Origin of the sequence: uncultured Ruminobacter sp. (assembly GCA_902764345.1) — a bacterium.
Classification (GTDB): Bacteria; Pseudomonadota; Gammaproteobacteria; order Enterobacterales; family Succinivibrionaceae; genus Ruminobacter.
On record CACWVT010000035.1, the window covers coordinates 1 to 24,037 of the forward strand.

The following is a 24,037-nucleotide window of genomic DNA, read 5'->3' on the forward strand; positions in this document are numbered from 1 at the left end:
ATTCAGCAGAAAATGATTCATCCTCTCTGAAGGCAACTCCTACTGCTCTTGCGGAAAATTTCAGGAGTGAAAAATCATCCGAGGATAACACCATACTCCGAATTGACCTGCCTCGTTCAAAGGATGAAATCCAATCTCTTGACGACATCAAGCGCATATACATCATTTCCGCAGTTAATGCCTGCAACGGTTCGGTAAGTCAGGCCTCCAAACTTTTGGGGATCAACAGCTCAACCATATACAGACAGATGGAAAAATGGGCCGAAAAGGGACTGGTTCAGAAGCAGAGTCTTTTTCTGTCAAAAGACAGTGAACATTAACATCCGTACGGAATCATCCGAAAACAAACTGAATGTATTCTGTTTAGGATTACCATAAAAACAAACCTTCGTTCATCGGCAAAATGAACGAAGGTTTTATTTATCTTTCTCTTCCGTCATGCTTAATAAAAACAGCACACGGCATTAAAAAGAAGATTCGGTCCCTATTCCTAGAATACCACTGTCTTGTTTCCGTGAATAAACACCTTACCGTCAACAACTCTGCTTAAAGCTCTCACAAGCACCTGACGTTCAACGTCACGACCTGCCTTGGCCATGCTCTCGGCACTGTAATTGTGATTAACCTTGATGACGTCCTGAGCAATAATCGGACCTTCATCCAAATCGTTGGTAACGAAATGGGCAGTTGCACCGATAATCTTAACACCGCGGTTGAAAGCCTGCTGATAAGGTTTGGCACCGATGAATGCAGGAAGGAAGGAATGATGGATGTTAATCAGTGAACCTTTAGGGAAGCTGTTAACGAAATTAGGAGTAAGAATGCGCATGTATTTGGCAAGAACCACATAGTCAAACTCAAACTTACCTATGGCCTCAAGCATTTTGGCTTCATGCTCTTCACGACTGAGCCCCTCATGACTTACGGTCACAAAAGGAATATCAAACTTTCTGGTAAGATCCTCAAGCTTGTCATAGTTACCGATAACACCGACAATATCGATAGGCAATGCACCGGCATAGCTCTTAATCAGAAGATCACCGAGAACATGAGCTTCCTTGGTCACAAGAACCAGAACCTTTTTTCTCTCTACGGGCATCAGCTTACAGATACCGCCTTCAGGAATCACCTTCTTCACATCTTCCATAAAAGACTGCGCAGTACTGAAATCACCTTCAAGCTCAGTTCTCATGAAAAATCTGGCATCATCAAAGGTTGAAAACTGATCGTTCTTAATAATATTGTACTGATACTTAAAACAGGTACCGGTAATGCCGGCAATAAGTCCTTTTGCGTCAGGACATTCAGTACGAAGAATACGGCGTTCCATTTATTAAAATCCTACTTTAATTCAATATCTTCCCGTCACTAAAAAAACGTCAAAAGTGTATCAGATATATGAAAAATTATCAATGTCAGAGGAGAAAATGCTCTCAGTACGAAGGCATAAAATCCCAAGAACTGCTCAGCACTTTCAACATTTTACGCAAATGCTCCGTAAACTCATCTGAGAGTCACCATGAATTAATTAAAAACAGAATCTTCATGGCTGACAAAAACAGACCAGACGGATACCTTTTTTACTGGAAAGACTGACAGTAAACGGTTACGTGGTTTTTTCACATAGCAGACACCTTAAGAGAAAAATTCCGATTATCATTAAAAAAACAACAAAAAATTGCAAACCCGATCACATTATTGTATATATAGCATCATTAAAACCGAATACATCAGGTGTCATATCATGGATACGAAAAATATTGTTCTTACCGGGCTGTTCTGTCTGTCAGGCTGCTCAGTAACATCCAGTACATTAAATCAGACCATCGACATTAAAATGGCCCAGGACAAATATAATCAGGCTCTGGCTAACCATATTCAGGTAACTGTTGACGACAGAATTACCTTTACCGGACAGCGCCGCATCAAGGTTCCGAGAACAAAACCTAACATCTCGGTTAAATACAAATCCCTGCCGGCAGACGATCACCAGTGTATCATCGCCGACACAATGGTCATCAGTCAGCATGATGAAAACGGAAACTCTATCTTTGATCCTGCCACCACAGCCCTAAAAAGTACAGCCGGGACAGCCGTCAAAACCACAGGCAATCTTCTCATGACAAGCCCTTCAAGCTCTCTCTCAGGTGTTTCTTCAACAACCTCAGACGTAACGAGCACGGACAGCGGCACATGGATCTATGGTTACGATCATAATGAATACAGCTACAGTCCGGAAATTGTGGACAGTGAAGAATGCCGTGAATGGATAAAGCCTTACCTCAAGGAGGAAGCGCTGTACAATGATAATCCGAATTACGATCTGGTTGATCCTGAAACAGGATTATCAATTAAAATTAACGACCCTACCGAACAGATCAGACATCTTGACCCGACCGAGCAAATCAGGCAGCTTGATCCGACCGAACAGATCAGGCAGCTCGACCCGACCGAACAGATCAGGCAGCTTGATCCGACCGAACAGATCAGGCAGCTTGATCCGACCGAACAGATCAGGCAGCTCGACCCGACTGAGCAGATCAGGCAGCTAGACCCGACTGAGCAGATCAGGCAGCTTGATCCAACCGAACAGATCAGGCAGTTCGACCCGACCGAACAGATCAGGCAGCTTGATCCGACCGAACAGATTAGGCAGCTCGACCCGACTGACCAGATCAGGCAGCTTGATCCGACCGAACAGATTAGGCAGCTCGACCCGACTGACCAGATCAGGCAGCTTGATCCGACCGAGCAAATAAAAGCTCTTAATCCTGCCGGCAAAATACAACAGCTGAATCCTGCCAAACAGGCATATCCGGAAGAAGAGATTAATATCACTGATCTTTATAACTGATCAGCACTGACCATAAAACCTGTATCCCGTGGTATTTTTAAGAAATGGAATGCCCCGGGAAATTTTTTAGTAATCTGCCCTTCCATAAATTCATATATGTATGATTATTTCATTCGGTAACGTTTCTCAGAAAATGATTAAACAGCTGCTTAATCTGCTTAAACTGCTTACCGTCATCGGAATTCTCGCTTGTTCACAGGTACTTGCGGCTGATTACCTGGACTCACCATTTTCCGGACTGCTGTCTGACAGGCCTCCTGCTTATAAAGATCTTTCTCCTGAAAAACTCCATATCTGGAAAAAACTTCTGCATTACGACCTGAATGAAAACATCAGTCAGATCTCGGCTGAAAGTACGTTTTTTCTCTCCCCTAACGGTCATTCCGATCCTGAAGCAGAATATAATGCCACTATTCAGTTCTTCGAAAAGGACATTCATAACATATGTTTCTATCCTGCCAGATTCTATCTCATTTACGGACGGGATATTCCCGGTGAGATGATTCAGGAGGAAGGCTGCAGAATCTTCAGGGACTACACTGACAATGTCGGACTTGATAAGCTCTACATTATCTATGTGTCTGAGGATGTGATTATTCCCATATCAGCAAACGGCCACATCTTCACAAAACTGGCAGGCACGAACGCTAAGGGAAAATACCGGGAATACGGACTCACATTTGCTGCTTCGGAAAACGATATGACCGATCTGGTGCTGAAGTTTTTCAGTAATTCGATAGACGGCATCTACAGCATAAAACCTTATTACGAAAACGCCATGGATTATCTGACTAACGACAGATCTCTGTGGGAGTTTGAAATAAACCTTACCGAGGAACAAAAGAAAATATTCTATCTGCACGTTATAGAGCTCAGACACCGTAATACCCTGTACTCTTTTTTTAACATCAACTGCGCCTCCGGCATGTCTAAGGCACTGGCAGTTGCCGACGACCGTCTGGACAGCGAGAACATAGTATTCTTTGAAACACCGCTGGAATACATCAGTGAAATATACCGTAAACCCGGTCTGGTCTCAGGAATTGAGGTGCTGCCTTCAGAAAGTGAAAACCTTTATTTTTCACAGAACAGGATGTCAACACCGGTAAACAGTCCCAAAAGCATCCGACTGGAAGCCGGCGGACTCCACAGTTCAATATACGGTAACGGCATGAGTTTGCGTTTTGCCCCGACTCTCAACAACATAAAGGATGACAACAGGTTCTCTCCCGCCCTTGCCGAATCCAAGTTTCTGGAATTCACGGGAAGATACCTGAGCGGTAAATTCCTTTTAAGTGACCTTGAAATTGTCAATCTGAATCCCATTCCTGATGCCCGTTTGGGAAAATTCTCGGCATTTTCATTCTTTGCGGCCATGCACAATAACGTGGATGCCGAACATGTGGGACTTTATCCGGAATTAGCCCTGGGAAACGCGGTTTCATACCGCATGGGAAACTTTATCCCCTATGTTCACGCATATTACGGCTATGCCGTTCCTCACAGCAACAACCATGTCTTCGTGCGTCCGGAGGCCGGAATTTTTTACTGGGACAGAACCGTCGGTAAAATTAACTTAAGTTATGAAATTCCCCTGACGACCCATCAGTATTACCGTAACTACATGTACAGGTATAAGGCCACCTGGAGCAAATCGCTTACGAATAATTTCTCCGTAAATGCCGAATTTACGGACTATAAACTGGGACATAACGACTCGGCCCCAAGGCGAGGATATCCCGGCAGACACTTAACCGAAGCCGGTGCATCACTGGTATTCCACTTCTGATGATAAACAAAATAAAAAAGCATGAACCATAAAGGCTCATGCTGTTCAAATTTCAGAATGAAGGAACCGTTACTTCTTTAAGAGATAGTTACGGAGAACCGCAAAATCTGCGTCCATATTGTCTGATAAAATCTTTAAGTCTGCTCTTGAAGCAAGGGCTTCAGGTAAAGGTAAATCGATACCAAGGATTTCATCAACGCTTTCCTTGAACTTTGCAGGAGCAGCAGTACATAAGAAGATACCGGTATCGCCAGCTTCCATGTTGTTCTGAAGAACCTTGTAAGCAATTGCTCCGTGAGGTTCGGTGATGTAACCCTTTGCGTGGGTTTCCTTCATGGCATCCTTGGTTTCGGCATCAGAAAGCTTGCCATAACCGAGTTCTGAAAGATTCCATCCCTTAACCTTAAACAATTCTTCAACACGCGGCCAGTTGTTTGGCTTTGATACGTCCATGGCGTTTGAAAGGGTTGCAACGGTTGCGTGAGGATCCCACTTGCCTGAAGCGAGGTAACGAGGTACGGTGTCGTTATCGTTGGTTGAAACGACGAACTTCTTAATCTTAAGACCAAGAGCCTTGGCAATAAGACCTGCGGTGATGTCACCGAAGTTACCGCTAGGTACTGAAACCACTACGCTGTTGCGCTTTTCTGCAGGAAGCTGGGCAACCGCTTCAAAGTAGTAGCAAACCTGAGCCAGCAGACGGCTGATGTTGATTGAGTTGGCACTGTTAAGACCGATGGCCTGCTTTAATTCTTCATCGTCAAATGCAGCCTTAACAAGAGACTGACAGTCATCAAATGCAGCATTGATGGCAACGGTACGGATGTTACCGCCTAAGGTGCAGAATAACTTTTCCTGAAGATTGCTGATCTTTCCCTTTGGATAAAGCACTACAACTTCGATGTTCGGAAGGTTATAGAAAGCATGAGCAACTGCCGCACCGGTATCACCGCTGGTAGCGGTTAAAATGGTAATCTTCTTACCGTTGGCAACGGCGCCGAGGCACTGAGCCATGAAACGTGCACCGAAGTCCTTGAATGCGAGAGTTGGACCATGGAACAGTTCCAGAGCATAGTTATTGTCGTCAACCTTGTGTAAAGGAGCACCGAAAGCAAAGGCGTTCTTTACGAGTTCTTCAAGATTTTCGATTTCATCGTTACCGATGAGATGACGTAAAACCTTGGCTGAACGTTCAACGAAAGGAAGAGCAAGGAGAGCATCAACATCCTTTAAAGGTTCAATTGATGCAGGGAAAAACAAGCCCTGGTCCTTACCTAAACCCTGCTTTACCGCCTGGGCATAAGAAACTTTTTCTTCATTATGTTTAATGTTATAAAGCTGCATATTTTCACCACTTAATTTCAGCACGGGAATCCCGTGTTCTTTTTAAATTTTCCTGTCCTGACATACCGTCCCGCGGTAAGCCTGACTAATCAGGACATTTATAAAAGCATAAAACACCGGTTTAATGAAAAACCGGTGTTCCGATGTTTAGATACCGGTTACCACGGTACCTGCAGTATCGATCTTGCAGATGTTGCAGAAACCGTCATCATTCTGAATGAAATTCTTCTTGAGATATTCCTGCAGTTCTTCCGCCTTTGCGAGATCCTTCATCACGATGAAGATTGAAGGACCTGAACCTGAAATACCGCCTGCAAGCGCACCAAGTTCCATTCCCTTTGCCATGGCATCATCATATCCAGGGATGAGTTCCTTGCGGTAAGGTTCGGCAAGCACGTCCTTAAGAACGGCGGCTGCAAGCTTTTCATTACCGGTATGGGAAGCCTGAATGAATGAGGCAATCTGACGGCCGAAGGTGATACAGGTTGAACGGCTGTATTCCTTTGGCAGAATGGCACGTGCGGCAGCGGTGCTTACGGTAATTCCCGGATAACAGGAAACCCAGTACCAGTCTGCAAAGCTAGGAACAGTTTCGGTAATAATGCCTGCTTCCTCAACCATCAGCTGAATACCGCCAAGATAGCATGGAGCAACATTGTCAAAATGAACTGAACCTGAAATCTTGCCTTCAAGTCTGCCCATGAGAGTTAAAGCCTCATCCTTTGATAACGGATAGTCATGGAAGGCGTTTAAGGCTTCAACTGCAGCCACGATTGAGGCTGCTGATGAACCCAGACCGGAGCCGATAGGCAGGTTCTTTTTGAGAACCATCTTTACAGGCTTTACAGCGATTCCCTTTTCTTCGAGAAGAGCCTTGAAACCGACATAGGCATCGTAGCAGATGTTCTTCTTAGGATCTGCAGGAAGCTTTGAGGCAAACCAGCCTTCAATACTTAAATCAAACTCACTGTCTCCGGCATAAACATCAACATTATCACCCAGAATCTGTCCGTCAATCGGCTTTAAAGCAGCACCGAGAATATCAAAACCAACGCTTACATTACCGATTGAAGCAGGAGCGAATGCACTAACACCCATTTTAAATTAAGCCTCTCTCTTCCAGTTTAAAGTACGTAAAATATCAGCAAACACGCCGGCTGCGGTAACTTCGGTACCCGCACCGTAACCGCGGAGTACCAGCGGGATAGGCTGATAATATGCGGTGAGGAATGCCAGAGCGTTTTCACCGTCCTTAACCTTGTACAGCGGATCGGTTTCAGGAACGGCCTTGATTGCAACGTGACACTTGCCGTCAACAATGCTGCCAACGTAGCGGAGAACCTCTCCTCTTTCCCTTGCCGCAGCTATTTCCTTTCTGAAGTATTCATCAGCCTGAGGCAGACGCTGCAGGAATTCCTCAGTGGTACCTGAAGCATCAAATCCAGGAGGCAGAGCCATCTGTACGTCAATATCTGAAAGATCCAGCTCCATGCCTACTTCACGTGCAAGAATCAGAATCTTTCTAGCAACATCCATACCGTTTAAGTCATCTCTAGGATCCGGTTCGGTAAATCCCTTTGCTCTTGCGGTAAGGGTAGCCTCACTGAATGACAGACCTTCTTCAAGCTTACCGAAGATGAATGACAGAGAACCTGACAGAATACCGTTGAATTCCTGAAGATTGTCACCTGCCGCAATCAGATTCTGCAGGTTTTCAATAACAGGAAGTCCCGCACCAACATTGGTTTCATAAAGGAACTTACGACGACGCAGCTGTGCAGCCTTGCGCAGGTCGCGATAGTATTCCATGGTACTGGTGTTAGCCTTCTTGTTCGGAGTTACCACGTGGAAACCTGCAAGCAGGAAGTCCTTGTACTGAGCGGCAACATTCGCATCGGAAGTACAGTCAACTATAACCGGGTTAATGAGATGAGTGTCGGTAATGAACTTCTTTGCGGCAGCAACGGAGAAACTCATGGTTGAAGCTTCAAGGGCAGCCTTGTAGTCTGAATTCAAATCAATGCCTTCCTCATTAAGGAGCATGTGTCTTGAATTGCACATACCGACGATACGCATCTTAACACCGTGCTTCTGCTGCAGAATCTGCTGCTGTCTTCTGATCTGGCCGACAAGGGCTCCGCCCACGCCGCCGATACCGATAAGGAGAACGTCGATGAACTGCAGAGAACTGAAGAAGTTCTGGTGACAGATTCTGATTGCTTCACTTACCTTGTTCTTTGACACAACCGCAGAAATTGATCTTTCAGATGAACCCTGAGCAATTGCGTTTACGTTGATGTTAGCAAGTGACAGTGAAGTAAAGAACTTGGAAGCAATGCCTCTTGCAGTGAGCATGCCGTCACCAACAACTGAAATAATTGCCTTGTCATGAGTAATGTCAATACCGTCAAGCAGACCTTCCTTAAGTTCAAGCTTGAATTCCTCATTAAGAACCTGTCTTGCCTTTTCCGCATCACAGGTGTGGATACAGAAACTGATGCTGTATTCTGAGGATGACTGGGTAATCAGGGCAATGGAAATCTTCGCGCGTGACACACAGTTAAAAATACGGCCGGCCATACCTACCATACCCTTCATTCCCGGACCGCAGATATTTACCAGCGACATATTGGTAAGATCTGAAATACCCTTGATAGGAATGTTGAGATCACCTTCTTCGGCAATGGTGGTTCCCTCGTAATCAGGGTTCAGGCTGTTCTTGATAAGGCATGGAATACGGAACTGAGCAATTGGAGCAATGGTACGCGGATGAAGAACCTTGGCACCGAAATAAGAAAGCTCCATGGCTTCCTTGTAACTTAAACGCTTGAGAAGCAGTGCATCGTGAACGATTCTCGGATCACAGCTGTATACACCGTCAACGTCGGTCCAGATTTCACAGCATTCGGCATTTACGCAGGCAGCGAGACATGCGGCAGAATAATCGGAACCGTTACGGCCGAGAAGAACCAGTTCACCCTTTTCATTACCGCCGGTGAAGCCCATCATCACATAGATGGTTGAGTCATTTCTAGGACGCTTTGCAAAAAGGCTTCTTGAAAGGTCAATATTAACTGTTGATTCAAGGTAACCGCCTTCTGAAGTCTTAAGAACTTCAACAGGACACAGACGGGTTACGTTTTCACCTCTGGCCTTAAGCAGGTTTTCCATGAACACTGCAGAAAGCTTTTCACCGCGGCTTAAGATCTTAGCCTGAACATTATCAGGACACTGACCAAGAAGCATTATGCCCTGAACTCTCTTCTTAATTAATGAAAATTCTTCATTTAAAATCTGGTGTAAAGCATCATCGTCAACGTTAGGATACTTAAGCTTAATCCCCTGAATCAGTTCAACGTAAATAGCTTCGATACTGTCCAGAATTGACTGAACATCATTACCCTTTACAGCTTCAGAAACCAGTTCAACAAGGTAGTTGGTTACTTTTGCCGGAGCTGACAGAACTAAAGCCACCTGTGACTTTCTGTGGGTTTTCACAACAATGTCTGATACATTTAAAAAACGTTCAGAGTTAGCTAAAGAGGTACCACCAAACTTTAAAACTCGCATTAAATTCTCCATTGCAACAAAAAAAGCCCGTGATTCACAGAATCCTGGGCTTTCTGAATGTCAATCACGTAACAGAAACAAAAATTAACAGCCCTTATTCCATAATGCTGTTGTAATTGTTGTGGTAACAATGGTTTCTGTTGTAATCGACATAAATATCCTATGTATGTGCACCATGCAGTAAAATTTGTCTCATGATCCCAAATTTAGGCTAAAAAGTCAAGCACTAACGCCATTTGCGGTATCTTTTTTAACCAGTTTCAACCGGCCAGTGCAGATGCTGATGCGACTGAATTGTTCCGTCTTCCGGCATAACCGTTAATCTGAGCAAATACCGTTCCGAATCATGAAAATACTGCACGTCCGAAGGCCGTCCGTCAGGAAATTTTGTTTGACAGACAGTTGTACTCACGTATGCGTGAAAGCTTCGGCGTCTCAATTGCAGAGGCGAAATCGGTAGCAATGAGAATTCCTCCTTCAACACCTACGCACTTGCCATACACCCCGTCAATAAGAAGCCGCACGGCATAATCACCCAGTCTGCTGGCCAGCACACGGTCATATGCTGTAGGAGAGCCGCCTCTCTGAATATGGCCGAGCACGGTAGCCCTGCATTCAATACCGGTGGTTGCCTCAAGCTCAGATGCGAGAGTGTCGGCATTCACCATGTTCTCACAGAGGCAGATGAGGGCATGTCTCTTGCCCGCTGCAAAGGCCTGAGAGATCTTTGTAAAAAGGTCCTCTTTTTTAAATTCAAGCTCAGGGGCTATTATATAGTCCGCCCCGCCGGCAATACCGCCAACCATGGCGAGATCCCCGCAGTGACGCCCCATAACCTCAACAATTGTTACGCGGTGATGAGAACTGGAAGTGTCTCTCAGACGATCCATGTTCTGCATGATATTGTTAACCGCGGTATCAAATCCTATGGAAAATTCCGTTCCGTGCACGTCGTTGTCTATGGTTGCAGGAACACCGATGCAACGAATTCCCATTTCGTGAAGACGCAGGGCTCCGGTGTAGGTTCCGTCACCGCCGATAAGCACCAATGCATCGATATTTCTCTTGTTCAGATTTTCTATGGCCTCACGACGTACGGATTCTTCCTTAAAAGCAGTAAATCTGGCCGTTCCCAGAAAGGTTCCGCCACGGGTAATAATGTCATTCACGTCCGCTCTGTCAAGATCCACGATGCGATCCTGATGCATCCCCAAAAAGCCGTCCCTGATGCCTGAAACCGAAATACCTTCATTTATTGCGGCTCTTACAACCGATCTTACTGCCGCATTCATCCCCGGCGCATCACCGCCGCTGGTCAAAACACCTATGCGATTAATCATATATGTCCAAAAATAAATCTGTTTAAACCTGTACTGCAGCCATACGGACAAACATTTACAGCAAATACCGTCTGTCAGCATTATTACGGCCCGCAGCCGTCATTTACAGACGAATTCAGTTTGTCAAATTCATGCAGTTTCCTACATACAACTCATAATTCGGTTTCTTTTCTATCATGAGGCACTTTTTTTTACAATAGAAATCAGCCTTTTTAAAAGCAAGATTAACGTTATGTCATATATTTAACACGGCTGTCATTAAAATGTCCGATGATGTTTTTTTACCGTATTAAGCAAAAACCCCCGAAAAATCGGGGGTTAATTCATTCACTGAAATAGAGAATGTTTTTCTTAAATCAGCATGCCGTAAAAATTACTTGGCTGCTTCGATGATTGCTGCGAAATCAGCTGGCTTTAATGAAGCACCGCCAACTAAACCGCCGTCGATGTCCGGCTGCTTGAAGAGTTCTGGAGCAGTCTTGGCATTGCAAGAACCACCGTAGAGAACCTGTACCTTAGCAGCAACATCAGCATCGAATGAAGCGAGGAAGCTTCTGATCTGAGCGTGTACGTTCTGAGCGATTTCAGGAGTTGCGGTCTTACCGGTACCGATAGCCCAAATTGGTTCGTAAGCGATTACAGCCTTTTCGAAAGACTTGATACCGCACTTGTCGATAACAGCCTGGAGCTGAGTCTTAACTACGTTAGCGGTTTCACCAGCTTCGAACTGAGCAAGAGATTCACCGATGCAGAGTACTGGGATAAGACCTGCAGCCTGAGCAGCTTCATACTTAGCAGCAACAACTTCGTTGGTTTCGTTGTGGTATTCACGACGTTCGCTGTGACCAACGATTGCATACTTACAACCGAATTCCTTGATCATCACAGGAGAGTTTTCACCGGTGAAGGCACCGCTGGTGTGAACGTCACAGTCTTCTGAACCGTACTGAAGAGCAGAACCCTTTGCGAGAGCTTCAACAGTACCGATGAAGATTGCAGGAGCACATACTGCAACTTCTACGTTGGTTGCTGCATTTACAGGAGCAAGAAGAGCGTTAACAAGAGCGTTAACTGATTCTTTGGTACCGTTTAACTTCCAGTTACCCATTACGAGCTTTTGTCTCATGATATTGACCTTACATTTAAATGTTTATGAAATTGAATAAAACACGGAAAGAGCCGTAAGAACACGCATCCCCGTAAGACGAACCTTTCACATCGGGAATTTTCTGTTCTCCAGGCAACTTTTTACCGTTGCCAAATATACCACAAAGCTGTATCCGTGGCAATTCCGGACAGAGTGGTCAAAAGAAAAATAAATATGGAATTTCATGGTGAAACTGTGCGATAAACACGTCATTTTTTCCTCAAATTTTAAAAAATCTAGACAAAGAAAACATTAAAATCGATAATTGTTGCATAAATATTGTCTTTTTCCGACAGAACATCTTATGACTGCCGTCGCTTATACGGAAGCATTCCGTATGTCCGGCAACCGGAAAGACATTCTTGTCAGAATACTTTTTCAAAAATCGTTAAATACGCATGTCAGGAGAAAAAAATGGCCGTTACAGATAAAGGTATTTCACTGCTTAAAGAATTCAAGGATTTCGCCATGAAGGGCAACGTACTCGACATGGCTATCGGTGTTGTCATCGGTACCGCCTTCGGCAAGATTGTGTCATCTCTTGTTGCCGATGTCATCATGCCTCTCGTCGGCGTAATCTGCGGCAACGTGGACTTCAAGGATCTGGCTTTTACCCTTCAGGAAAAAACAGATACTGCCGAAGCCGTAGTATTAAAATACGGCGCATTCATCCAGACCATTGTTGATTTCATAATCATTGCTTTCGCAATTTTCATGTCAATGAAGCTCATCAACAATCTCAAGCGTTCAATGATCAAGGAAGAAAAGGCAGAGGAAGCTGCCGAAGCAGCTGCAGAACCGTCAGCCGACATTAAACTTCTTACCGAAATCCGCGACCTTCTGAAGGAACAGAAGAAGTAAATCCTTACAAGTGAGGTGTTTAACCTTTTGGGACAGACACCGAACGAAGCTTTAACAAATAATCCTCCCTTTTATGATAATCATGAAACGTGAGGATTATTTTTTCTTATGTTTTTCTAAACCGCAGGCTCACCGACCTGATAAAAAATGTTATCTAGCGTGAACAAGGAGCATTAAATCGGTCATCGTTTAGAACCTAACGCATACTGTTGTGATAAAATCGCAGAAGATTTAATGAACGCACAACACTTTTTCATATAACAAACACCAAAGAATAATCATGCATAAATTATCAGTTCTGTTATTTTCAGCAGTGGCATTTTTCATTTTCGGCGGAGTTCCTGCCTTTGCGGATGAACTTACCGCTCCGGCCACCGGCTTTTCAGAATCATCATTATCAGTACAGGATGAAGCTGAACCTCACTACCTCGATGCCGACGAGGCATTCATACCGGAACTTGAACAGAATGAACAGGACGTTTCCATAAAATTCTCCATAGCACCGGAATACTACCTTTATCAGGAAAGATTCACCATCACTCCGATAAACTGCGAAATATCAGACATCATAATTCCGGAAGGTCTGTATCATGACGATGAATACATGGGACCGAGCCACATTTATCATGATGCGGTTACGGTGAAGCTGAAGGTTTCACGTACCGACCCGTTTCCGAAAATCAGTATAAAATACCAGGGATGCACCGCAGGCATGTGCTACCCTCCAATCACCAAAAAAATAGCCATTGACAGACTGACTGCCGATGAAACCGCAGTCGCCGGCTCTGCCGGTGCCGCTCCAAAATCCGAAGAAGATGCCGCAGCAAAGAGCACTGACCTTAAGAGCGAAGAGACCGTAGAGAAGATTCCCGGCAGTGATTTCACCTCACTCCTGGACATCAGCAATGACAGCGGGTCCATATACAAAATGATGGGGAGCAGCATTCTTTTCGGTCTTATTGCCTTTTTCTGCTTCGGAGTTCTGCTAAGTCTCACTCCTTGCATGTTCCCGATGTACCCAATCTGGAGCTCAATAATTCTCGGCAGCAGGCAGAAAAACACAAAGACCACTGCCGCATACACATTTGTCTATATTCTCGGCATGGCAGTCGCATACATGCTGGCAGGGTTCGGCATCGCTTATGCCGGAGCAAGATTTCAGATGTTTCTGCAGCAACCGGCCGTTCTTATCATAATGTCAATAATCTTCCTGATCCTGGCAATATCAATGTTCGGTCTTTTTGAAATGACGCTTCCGAGCTCATGGATAAACAGACTGCAGCAGTTCAACGATAAACAGAAAGGCGGTACGGTAACCGGTGTTTTCCTAATGGGCGTCATAAGTGCCGTAATAGCCTCCCCGTGCACCACTGCTCCGCTTGCAGGAGCGCTGATGTTCATCATGAAGGACGGTGACATGATTAGGGGCGGAGCCTACCTGTTCGTTATGGGACTGGGCATGGGAGTACCACTGGCGATAATAGCCCTTTTGGGCCAGAAGTTCCTGCCGAAATCAGGAATGTGGATGAAAAACATTAAGGTTCTCTGCGGTTTTATCATGCTTACCATACCGCTGTACCTTCTCAGAGCCTATCTCAGCACCGAAATCATAACCGCAATCGCCATACTTATGAGCGGATCCCTTATCTGCTACCTCACCCTTCTTGTCATGAAAAAGCAGCGCGGACCATTCGCCATATTCACCATGACGGTGACGGCGGCAATGGCCGCAGCCTCTCTCTTCATGACTCCTGATGACGGTAGCGACAATCTTTTTGAACAGGTGAAAACACTCGATGAACTGGAAAGCGTAATCAGGGATAATGATGTTGTTATCGTCGATATCAGGGCAGACTGGTGTGCCTCCTGCAAAAAGTATGAGGACACGACCTTTGCTGACAGAAATGTGATTGAATACATGTCAGGTTTTAAAAACGTCTACGTTGATATTACCGAAGACAACGCACCGTCAAAGGACATAATAGAAAAATACAATTCGGCAATTACCGGAGCCCCAACGGTTCTGATATTTAAGAATCATACGCTGATATCTTCAGTAAACGGCTATCTTCCTGCCGGAAGCTTTATGGCCAGAATCAACTCAGCCCTGAAAAAAGACCGCTGATAATCAGGATATAAAAGCCTGCCCGTAAGTTTCCTTAGGCAGGCTTTCTTTTATGTACATTGTTCTGACAGAAAAATCATCTTTATCCGAAATCAAAACGTGATTTAACTGTCCTCAGACATCAGCAGTTTCCTGTATATACAAACTCAAGATATTCTCGGGCAACATCGGCGAGATGATATATGTTGCTTACGTCGGAAGCTTTGCGGTCATTCATCCTGAATGATGGAAAAAATCTGGTAAGATGCAGTGGCACGCGGGTTCCTATTATCATACCGGTCTCATCCGTAAGCCCGGCAATCCATTGCGAAAGTTTTCTTATTTCCTCTTCCGAATCATTCTCTCCGGTAACTATCAGTGTAGTGAGCTCAACGTGACATATTCTGACAGCCTCCGAAATAAAGTTCTTACACATTTCAAGATCACCTCTGAGAACCCTTCGGTAATAACTGTCCGTAAATCCCTTCAAATCGATGTTCATGGCATCAACCAGTCCATCCAGTTCAGCCAGAACGGAAAGAGACGCTGTACCGTTAGTGACCATGACACTTCTGAGACCATGCTGATGAAGCAGCCTTGAGGTATCCCTCACATACTCATAGCCTATAACAGGCTCATTATATGTAAATGCCACTCCTATATTTCCGCGGGGTACCAGATCAACGGCCAGAGATACAAGCTCATCAGGAGACATGTAACGACTTACAGCGACCCTATTCATCGCCTCATCAGACCAGGAAATCGAGCTGTTCTGACAAAACGGGCAGCGAAGATTACAACCGTAACTCCCGACCGAAAGAATTACGGAACCGGGCATAAAGTGACGAAAAGGCTTCTTCTCTATTGGGTCAAGGGCAATAGAGGAAATCCTGCCGTAATTTAACGGAACCATTCTGCCGTCATGGCCGGCTCTGGCACCGCAGAATCCGTTTTTTCCCTCCTTAACGATGCACTTTCTGAAACATACACTGCAGCGGTTATTCATGTTCATGCTTAAAAGCCCGGTAAGGATCCTGATAATGACGTACTACTTCAAAGCGCTGCATCGAAACTCTTTCCCGGGAATCAATACCCGCTTTCTGTTTGGCAATTGCAACCTGCTGACTGACGGAGGTAATACCGTCTAGATTAGGCAGCAGAAGACCTTCCCTGTCATCTTTTCTGACTATGACTCCATAACGTCTGACATCAAGTTCCTTCTGTGAAGATATATCCTCGATCTCACCGAGAACATCCACACTTATTTCAATGTCATCAAGCTCATACTCCATCAACGGCAGGAATCTGTAATCACGTGAAGCTGCAAGAACGGCATTTCTTATGATTTCGGCTGCAATATTTTCCTGAGTAGGCGCAATGGTTCCGATACATCCTCTCAGATGATCGGACTGATGAATTGATACAAATACGCCTGCACGTTTACCGAGCATCTCTTCCGAAACATCATCCGGAATATGAATATGCCTTCCTGAAATCACGTACCCGTATATTGCCCGTTGCGCAAGACGTACATACGGATCACTACTTAGCGGAAGTCTGGCGACGGAAAGTTCCTCTTCCTGTATCTTCATATTCCTGAATTTTCTCCCGTCGGAGTTTCCGTCAGGATAAAAACTGCAGATTCCATACCCCACACCGGTAACGTCTTCATGTGAATAGACTCTGCTCTTAACATTCTTTCCGTCAAGAAAACCCGCCATCATGCAGAAAGGACGATGACCGCATTCGGCTGCTCTCTGACACAGAAGCTGAGGAAAATCCAGCAGTTCGCCCAAGGCTCCGCGCTCACACAAATCCATAAGTCTGGCGTCATAAACGGGGCCGTCATCGGCAAAACCGTAAGTCCCGTCCTCCCGGAGCTTGTGAGACAAATCTCCGCTTGCCACAAATACCGTCCGACGACCGAGTTTTTCGGCCGTACGAGCCATTATTTCCCCGAGATGATAATGTTCAAGCAGGGAAAAGCCTGATATTCCCACATTCACCACATTAAACTTGTCAAGATATCTGCCGATAAACCACAGAGGTATCATGGTGCCGTGATCCAACGGCTGCCGGACCTCATTTTCTGCTGTTCCGGCCATAACATTTTCCTTCAGACACGCCTCTTCCACCGCCTTTACAAATTCCATATCGCATCTGACGCTTATTCTGACATCACCGGCTCCGAATTCACCAAATGAACCTTCTGCATTATCATTCCCGTTTATCAGAAAATAATCCGAAAAAGACTGTTTATGAGGACTGCATATGATTATCGTATCCGGTTTAAGTGAGGCTATATCTCTGGCAACGGCTTCATACGAGTCCACAGTTTTTTGAATCTTTTTTTCTTCACCCTTACCGATCTCCGGAATAATCAGCGGAGGATGAGGAACCATAAAAGCAGCAAGAACGGACATATTTCTCTCCAGCGAATCGGACGTTTAAATGAAAAAATATCATGAATCATGTGAAGCTTCATGCTCATGACTTTTATACTGAAAGCCTAACCTGCTTTCATGGTAGCATATCGTACGTTTAAAAATTGTAATCATAACCACATTTTACATTGGGCCGGATATTTGGAGCTCTGCTATTCCTATATACATGCAGCCAACACGGAAAATAGGTTTATCCGTCACTCCGACACACAAAAAAAAGACTGCATCAGCAGTCTCTCTTACATGACGGTTCAGAACAGTCGGACACCGGAATATGTCATTTGATCATCTTATTCAGTACTTCATCAGTCAGCGGGACGTCCGAAAGAATGCAGAGATTGAGTCCGCCGACAGACCATTCTGCCGTATAGTACCCCTGTCCGTCACCGTTCCCCTTAACAAGAACACCGTGACCTCTTATTTTGATCTTCTTGTTAATGGCATACTTGGTATAATCACCATTAAGAAGTTCAGTCGAAAACTTTTCAGATATGCGGTATAACATTCTTTCGCTGCCGTCGGCCGAGCTGTACATAAGCTGCACCATCTCGCTCTCATTCATAACAAAAATTTCCGGAGAGTCCTGATAGGCATCAGGAATAAACCTGAGCTGCGGTATCTTTTTCCCTATTGCAGCCTCTGCTTCGGCGATGGAATTAACCTTGACAAAAGGATTTGGAAGGCCGACCACGGATGTTTCCTCTTTTATAACCATTTCATCAGAATCACTTGCATGTTCCTGCCCGTTCATGTGACAGCCGGTAATGACAAACAGTGACAAACAGGCTCCGATAATTAATTTGTCTGCTGAAAATCCCATTACTCCCCCCGAAACACACATAATACAATACCGTTTCAACGTATTGGTAAACCTCTTGCAGGTATTGCCACGCCGTACTTTTACTAATATTATGACGACAAATTAAATTATTAAACAGGATAAAAATCTCATTTTTTTATAAAAAACATATTTTTACCTTAAATTATCGGGATTACTACATTTATTACACATATTATTTCTACTTTCTATTTTGATAAAGACGTTCAAAACCAATATCAGTAACAGTTTCAGCAATTTAAAATAAAACGTAATTACATGTCTTTATTAATTAATTTCTTCCGTATTGTATAAAAATCAATATCATATTTTATTATTTATAATACTAAAACAAATGTTTTGTTGTTTTAGTATTTATATATTTTATATGCTTTTATACTAATATTTCTTACTTCAGAAAAATAACTCACAGGTTATAATTTTATATTACGGATTCCGTCCATGCCCGTCACAAAGTAAGATATCATTCACCGTTTTCAGACAAAAAACTTTCTGCTTACACGAACAGAAAAATAAAAACCTGAATGCATACCGGACCGTATCTTCTTCGGGTCCTGCCATGCAATCAGGTTATGAATGTACAAATGGTAAGCCGTCAGCACGCATACCGTTAACTGCGCCGGACGGTTCCCACCTTAGCCATTATCAGATCTGAGCAAGCGCCTGTTCAATATCCGCTATAAGATCCTCAGGATCCTCAATACCTATGGTCAGACGAATCAGCTCCTCACCGATACCTGCAGCCTTAAGCTGTTCTGAAGTCAGCTGTCTGTGAGTCGTGCTTGCCGGATGGGTAACACATGATCTTGAATCACCGATATTTACCACGCGCTTGAAAAGTTTTAATGCATCGTAAAACTTAGCCCCGTCATCCTTGCCGCCTTTAAGACCGAAGGTGAGAAGTCCGCTCTGGGAGCCCTTGGTATACTTTACTGCAAGCTCATGATACTTATTATCAGGGAAATGTGCGCTGTGAACCCAGGCAACCTTAGGATGATTCTTTAGGTATTCGGCAATGGCTATTGTGTTTGCCACATGCTGTTTCATTCTGAGTGACAGGGTTTCAAGACCAACCAGAATCATGAAACATGACTGTGGTGGCAGTATTGCACCGGTGTTGCGGAGGAATACAGTGCGGATACGTGCCGCATAGGCAACATCACCGAAGGCATCGCAGTAGACTACGCCGTGATATGACTTTTCAGGTGCCGTAAACTGAGAATACTTGTCACCATACTTCTTCCAGTCAAACTTACCGCTGTCAATAATGATACCGCCCATGGTATTACCGTGCCCGCCACAAAATTTGGTCAGACTGTGAACAACAATGTCGGCACCGAAACTTATAGGCTTGCAGATTGCAGGGCTGGCAACGGTATTGTCAACAACAAGAGGAACACCGTGTCTGTGAGCCACCTCGGCAAGTGCAGAAATATCCACGATATTACCTGCAGGATTACCGATGGTTTCACAGTAAACGGCTCTGGTTCTGTCATCGATCAGAGCTTCTATATCAGCCGCACTGTCTGTCTTTGCCAGACGTCCTTCAATGCCTAAATCTGCAAAAACGCTGGTCAAAAGGGTTAGGGTACCGCCGTAGAGCTGTGGAACGGAAACAATGTTGTCACCGTTTTTGGCAAGATTGAGCAGCGCATATTCGATTGCAGACTGTCCTGAAGCCACGGCAACCGCAGCCTTACCGCCCTCAAGAAGCGCCATGCGCTTTTCCAGAACATCCGCAGTAGGATTCATTAAACGGGAATAGATGTTGCCCGGCTTTACCAGATTGAACAGGTCAGCCGCATACTGGGCATTATCAAATTCATATGCCACGGTCTGATAGATGGGAGGAACAACTGCATGGGAATTGGAATCGGTGGTATAACCGCCATGAATCTGTATAGTCTGGTCTTTCATTTATATATCCCTGAACAACTGATTGAAATCATGACCGAAAGAACGGTCCGGCCCCGGATTCGGGAGCGTTTACGGGAGCCCCGTAAAGGCATCACGAAAAGCTTTCGGCCGCCATTTCATAAACACAAAAAAAATAAAAAACCACCTGAGTTAACGATGGTTTTTTATTTAAGCACTGTTCTTACGGAAAATGCTTAAAAACATATATGATTATATCATAGAGACGGGAAACATACCGAATAAAAAACGGAAACACCATTTTCCCCAATCATGATATGAATAAGGCCGCGATGTTTCCGTCATGTTCCTGCGCAAGAAAGTGCTAATCCACCTCTATGATCTTCATTTCATTGGTCATGCCGGCCTCTTCGGTGTCACCGTGAGTTACTATTACCCAGTCACCGTGAGCAAGATACCCCTTATCCTTAACTACCTTAACGGCGGCTCTGGCGGCACTTATCATGTTTTCATAGTTTCTGGTTTCAAACTTCACAGGGTAAACACCGCGGTACAGATTACACCAGTTAAGCGTCTTCTCTGAATGGGCCAGGGCAAAGATAGGCAGATTTGAGTGCAGACGGCTCATAAGAAGAGGAGTCTGACCTGACTGGGTCAGGGAAATAATACCCTTGATTCCCGGCAGATGGTTTGCCGCAAACATGGAAGCCATGGCGATGGTTTCCTCACTGTTGGCAAAGGTCTTGTCGGTTCTGTAGGTAGATACGACCATGACCGGATTCTTTTCCGCTCCGAGACATACCTGAGACATGGCCGCAACGGTTTCCACAGGATAATCACCCGCAGCAGTTTCAGCACTCAGCATAACAGCATCCGTACTGTCAAGTACGGCATTGGCCACGTCCATTACTTCCGCACGTGTCGGCATTGGAGACTTAATCATTGATTCCATCATCTGGGTGGCGGTAATAACCGGACGGTTCAGCTGACGGCTCTTCTTTATAAGTCTCTTCTGAACCCCCATGAGCTCGCTGTCGCCGATTTCCACGCCAAGATCACCGCGCGCAACCATAACGGCATCAGCTGCCTTTATAACGTCCTCCATGCTCTCGTCGGAGGCAACAACCTCGGCTCTTTCAACCTTGGCAATGATTTTTGCATCGGAGCCGGCAGACTTCAGCAGTGAACGGGCCAGATTTATGTCCTTTCCGGTTCTAGGGAATGACACTGCCACGAAGTCAACACCGATTTTTGCAGCGGTAATGATGTCTGCCTTATCCTTTGAGGTAAGTGCCGGTGCGGAAAGACCGCCGCCCTGCTTATTTATGCCCTTATTGTTTGATAAAGGACCGGCCACGATTACGGAAGTCAGAATTCTAGGTCCCTTTACGGAAATAACGGAAAGCTGAACACGACCGTCGTCAAGCATCAGCACGTCACCGGTCTTAACATCCTTCGGCAGATCCTTATAGTCTATGCCGACTGCATCCTTTGTACCCTCGCCCTTTTCCATACTGGCATCAAGGGTAAAAAGGTCCCCTGTGTTCAGGAATATGCGACCTTCCTTAAAGGTCGAAATACGAATCTTTGGTCCCTGCAAATCACCGACAATGGCTGTATAAACCCCCAAACGCTGTGAAATTTCACGAACCTTCTGCGCCCTTGCCATATGTTCTTCAGCAGAACCGTGAGAGAAATTAATTCTGACAACGTTGGCTCCGGCCTTGATTAACTCTTCCAGCACGCCTTCCTTGTCAAGTGCCGGTCCCATTGTACATACTATTTTAGTTCGTCTGAGCATTTTCCATTCCTTATCTTCTGCAGAATACCGGTGCGGTTTTAAACAAACACGGTATGATGTTTTTCAATCTGCGGTGCACACAAGCCTGAAAAGACATGCACTTATCGTACCAGCATTTACAGTTTCTGCCTGAAACATGCCGTAAAAATAAATACACTCCGGCTTAAATCATATTTATCACCCTAATCATAATAATCATTGTATTACAATTCACACTGCTTTTGTTTGAATTGGGTAAAGAAAAAAACAGACTCGGGAAACATATTTAATCACCATTCGACAAATGATTTCCAACATCTTCAAAATGATAAAACGGCATAAAAGTACAGGTGTTCCTAAAACAGAAGCCGATGAAAAACCTCCTAACCGGAGAAAGTACGGATTAAACGTGTTTTTCATCTGGTGACATATTCTGAAGTTAATCTAAAAAAAATAAACCTTCGTTGCATAACCGATGCACAATTCTTGACCTGAAACGGATTATAAGTTTAACTGAAAGGAGGAACCGGTAATTTTGGCGATGTTTTCATGATTACCTTTCCGATGCTGAATTTCATCACCATATTTTTTATACCCCGTAAATCAGAGACTGAGGGCAAGACAAATGAAAAAAAGATTTCTTCCGTGCTGCATTGGACTATTATCCGCATGTCTGAGTTCATTCGTTTATGCTGACGGTCCGATAAAACCCAAAGAAATTACAATATGGGTCAGTGAACACAAGGGTTATGCCGGCATGGTAAAGGTAGCTGAGAAATTTGAACACGACACGGGATTTAAGGTTAATGTTGAGCATTACGATCAGTTGCCGGCAAAGTTTCAGGAAAGAGCGTCCTGCGGAGGCGGTCCGGACATTCTGCTGTGGGCTCACGACCGCTACGGTGAATGGGTTAAGCTGGGACTTCTGGAAGAAATTCAGCCCACGGAAGAAGAAATGGATAAATTCTATAAATTCTCCTGGGATGCCATGAAAATTAATGGAAAATACTACGGTTACCCGTTTGCCGTAGAGGCTATTTCATTAATCTGCAACAAGGATATTGTTCCGACTCCGCCAAAGACCTTCGAGGAATTCATGTCAATGGACAAAGACCTGAAGGCCAAAGGGATGCATGCCTTCGAATGGGACTACAGTAACCCTTATTACACATATCCTCTGCTTTCCGCAAACGGCGGTTTTTCCTATCAGCGTAACGAAGACGGTTCATATAATACCGATATAATCGGTGTTAACACTGAAGGAACCGCTAAGGGACTGGAATACATAGTCAGAATGGTCAAGGAAGGACACATTACCACCGAAACCAACTATAAAAGCATGGAGGCTGCCTTCATTGACGGCAAGGTTGGCTGTATCATAAACGGTCCGTGGGGTTGGAAAAATTACAAAAATCTCAAATACAGCGTCAATGCATTCCCTACACTTGACGGTAATCCTGGCAAACCGTTTGTCGGAGTTCTTGGACTTGTTATCAATCAGTCATCCCATAACAAAGAAGCCGCCAAAAAGTTTCTGACGGAGTACGTGCTTACGGACTACGGATATGAAGAAGTTAACAACGCTTCACAGCTCGGTTCCGTTGCACTGAAGTCTTTTGAAAATAAACTGGAAAGCGATCCGCGAATCCTGACCACCATGAATAATGCCAAATCAGGCACTATTATGCCAAATGTTCCGGAAATGACCATTTTCTGGAGTACCGTCACGGAGGCCATAAAGAGCTCCGCAGCAGGAAGAAAAACAGTTGATAAGGCACTTGAAACTGCCGAAAAGAGAATCAGAAAAGTGAAGTAGTTTCGGGATGATTCCCTGTGTAACAGGCGGGGATTATCAAGTCTCCCCTTCTTCATCATCTTGAATCATACTCTTATTGCCACACAGCCCCTGAATATCTTCAGAGGCTGTGTATACAACCCGTCTTTAGACTTTCTCACAATATTCTTTTGAAGAATTTTCCCTTTTTTTTAAAATTTTTTACCCTTCAATCCCTTGAATTACAAGCCTTTTACACATTATTTCGCTTGTTTGACAAAATATTTTTATGGTATAATTTAACTTGTGAGTATTGT

17 protein-coding genes are annotated in these 24,037 nt (G+C 44.6%); 6 read left to right on the forward strand and 11 right to left on the reverse strand.

Features of this window, described 5'->3' with window-relative positions:
• The coding region (locus tag QZU58_RS07065) for a helix-turn-helix domain-containing protein (RefSeq protein ID WP_294495839.1) at positions 1 to 320 on the forward strand (320 nt) is incomplete at its 5' end.
• 170 nt (positions 321 to 490) lie between these two features.
• On the opposite strand, the gene purU is transcribed toward QZU58_RS07065, so the two are convergent.
• On the reverse strand, positions 491 to 1,330 hold the full coding sequence (purU, locus tag QZU58_RS07070; protein ID WP_294495840.1) for a formyltetrahydrofolate deformylase: 840 nt from the start codon (positions 1,328 to 1,330) through the stop codon (positions 491 to 493).
• Between the two features lie 414 nt (positions 1,331 to 1,744).
• Between purU and QZU58_RS07075 the strand changes: the two genes are divergently transcribed.
• The gene (locus QZU58_RS07075; protein WP_294495841.1) at positions 1,745 to 2,854 is read left to right on the forward strand and encodes a DUF4573 domain-containing protein; all 1,110 of its coding nucleotides are present in this window, start codon (positions 1,745 to 1,747) and stop codon (positions 2,852 to 2,854) included.
• 133 nt (positions 2,855 to 2,987) lie between these two features.
• Positions 2,988 to 4,643, forward strand: a complete 1,656-nt coding sequence (locus QZU58_RS07080; RefSeq protein WP_294495842.1) for a DUF4105 domain-containing protein — start codon at positions 2,988 to 2,990, stop codon at positions 4,641 to 4,643.
• A gap of 69 nt (positions 4,644 to 4,712) precedes the next feature.
• Here QZU58_RS07080 and thrC read toward each other — a convergent pair whose 3' ends face one another.
• From thrC to tpiA, 5 genes are all read right to left on the reverse strand, one after another.
• Complete coding sequence (thrC, locus tag QZU58_RS07085; protein ID WP_294462707.1) at positions 4,713 to 5,987, reverse strand: threonine synthase; 1,275 nt, start codon at positions 5,985 to 5,987, stop codon at positions 4,713 to 4,715.
• Positions 5,988 to 6,134: 147 nt separating this feature from the next.
• Positions 6,135 to 7,085, reverse strand: coding sequence for a homoserine kinase (thrB, locus tag QZU58_RS07090; RefSeq protein ID WP_294462706.1), 951 nt, complete (start codon positions 7,083 to 7,085; stop codon positions 6,135 to 6,137).
• A 6-nt stretch (positions 7,086 to 7,091) separates the two neighbouring features.
• Positions 7,092 to 9,557, reverse strand: a complete 2,466-nt coding sequence (gene thrA, locus QZU58_RS07095) for a bifunctional aspartate kinase/homoserine dehydrogenase I (RefSeq protein WP_294462705.1) — start codon at positions 9,555 to 9,557, stop codon at positions 7,092 to 7,094.
• Positions 9,558 to 9,934: 377 nt separating this feature from the next.
• Positions 9,935 to 10,897: a 6-phosphofructokinase gene (gene pfkA, locus QZU58_RS07100; RefSeq protein WP_294495843.1), complete on the reverse strand. Its 963-nt coding sequence runs from the start codon at positions 10,895 to 10,897 to the stop codon at positions 9,935 to 9,937.
• Positions 10,898 to 11,270: 373 nt separating this feature from the next.
• On the reverse strand, positions 11,271 to 12,023 hold the full coding sequence (gene tpiA, locus QZU58_RS07105; RefSeq protein ID WP_294461725.1) for a triose-phosphate isomerase: 753 nt from the start codon (positions 12,021 to 12,023) through the stop codon (positions 11,271 to 11,273).
• Between the two features lie 456 nt (positions 12,024 to 12,479).
• Between tpiA and mscL the strand changes: the two genes are divergently transcribed.
• Complete coding sequence (gene mscL, locus QZU58_RS07110; RefSeq protein ID WP_294461741.1) at positions 12,480 to 12,905, forward strand: large-conductance mechanosensitive channel protein MscL; 426 nt, start codon at positions 12,480 to 12,482, stop codon at positions 12,903 to 12,905.
• A 280-nt stretch (positions 12,906 to 13,185) separates the two neighbouring features.
• Positions 13,186 to 15,030 (forward strand): protein-disulfide reductase DsbD, encoded by a 1,845-nt coding sequence (dsbD, locus tag QZU58_RS07115; protein ID WP_294495844.1) that lies wholly within the window; start codon positions 13,186 to 13,188, stop codon positions 15,028 to 15,030.
• Positions 15,031 to 15,151: 121 nt separating this feature from the next.
• Here dsbD and amrS read toward each other — a convergent pair whose 3' ends face one another.
• The 5 genes from amrS to pyk form a co-directional block, all read right to left on the reverse strand.
• Positions 15,152 to 16,021: an AmmeMemoRadiSam system radical SAM enzyme gene (gene amrS, locus QZU58_RS07120; RefSeq protein ID WP_294461728.1), complete on the reverse strand. Its 870-nt coding sequence runs from the start codon at positions 16,019 to 16,021 to the stop codon at positions 15,152 to 15,154.
• Positions 16,008 to 17,432, reverse strand: coding sequence for an AmmeMemoRadiSam system protein A (gene amrA / locus QZU58_RS07125; RefSeq protein ID WP_294495845.1), 1,425 nt, complete (start codon positions 17,430 to 17,432; stop codon positions 16,008 to 16,010). Before amrA ends, amrS begins: the two co-directional genes overlap by 14 nt.
• Positions 17,433 to 17,730: 298 nt before the next feature.
• The gene (locus tag QZU58_RS07130; RefSeq protein ID WP_294461734.1) at positions 17,731 to 18,273 is read right to left on the reverse strand and encodes a hypothetical protein; all 543 of its coding nucleotides are present in this window, start codon (positions 18,271 to 18,273) and stop codon (positions 17,731 to 17,733) included.
• Positions 18,274 to 18,936: 663 nt separating this feature from the next.
• Positions 18,937 to 20,208 (reverse strand): O-acetylhomoserine aminocarboxypropyltransferase/cysteine synthase family protein, encoded by a 1,272-nt coding sequence (locus QZU58_RS07135; RefSeq protein WP_294495846.1) that lies wholly within the window; start codon positions 20,206 to 20,208, stop codon positions 18,937 to 18,939.
• 322 nt (positions 20,209 to 20,530) lie between these two features.
• Positions 20,531 to 21,967 carry a pyruvate kinase gene (gene pyk / locus QZU58_RS07140; protein ID WP_294495847.1) on the reverse strand — a complete coding sequence of 479 codons (1,437 nt, stop codon included), beginning with the start codon at positions 21,965 to 21,967 and terminating at the stop codon, positions 20,531 to 20,533.
• 604 nt (positions 21,968 to 22,571) lie between these two features.
• On the opposite strand from pyk, the gene malE reads away from it, so the two are divergent.
• Positions 22,572 to 23,762, forward strand: coding sequence for a maltose/maltodextrin ABC transporter substrate-binding protein MalE (gene malE / locus QZU58_RS07145; RefSeq protein ID WP_294463240.1), 1,191 nt, complete (start codon positions 22,572 to 22,574; stop codon positions 23,760 to 23,762).
• Positions 23,763 to 24,037 lie beyond the last annotated feature (275 nt).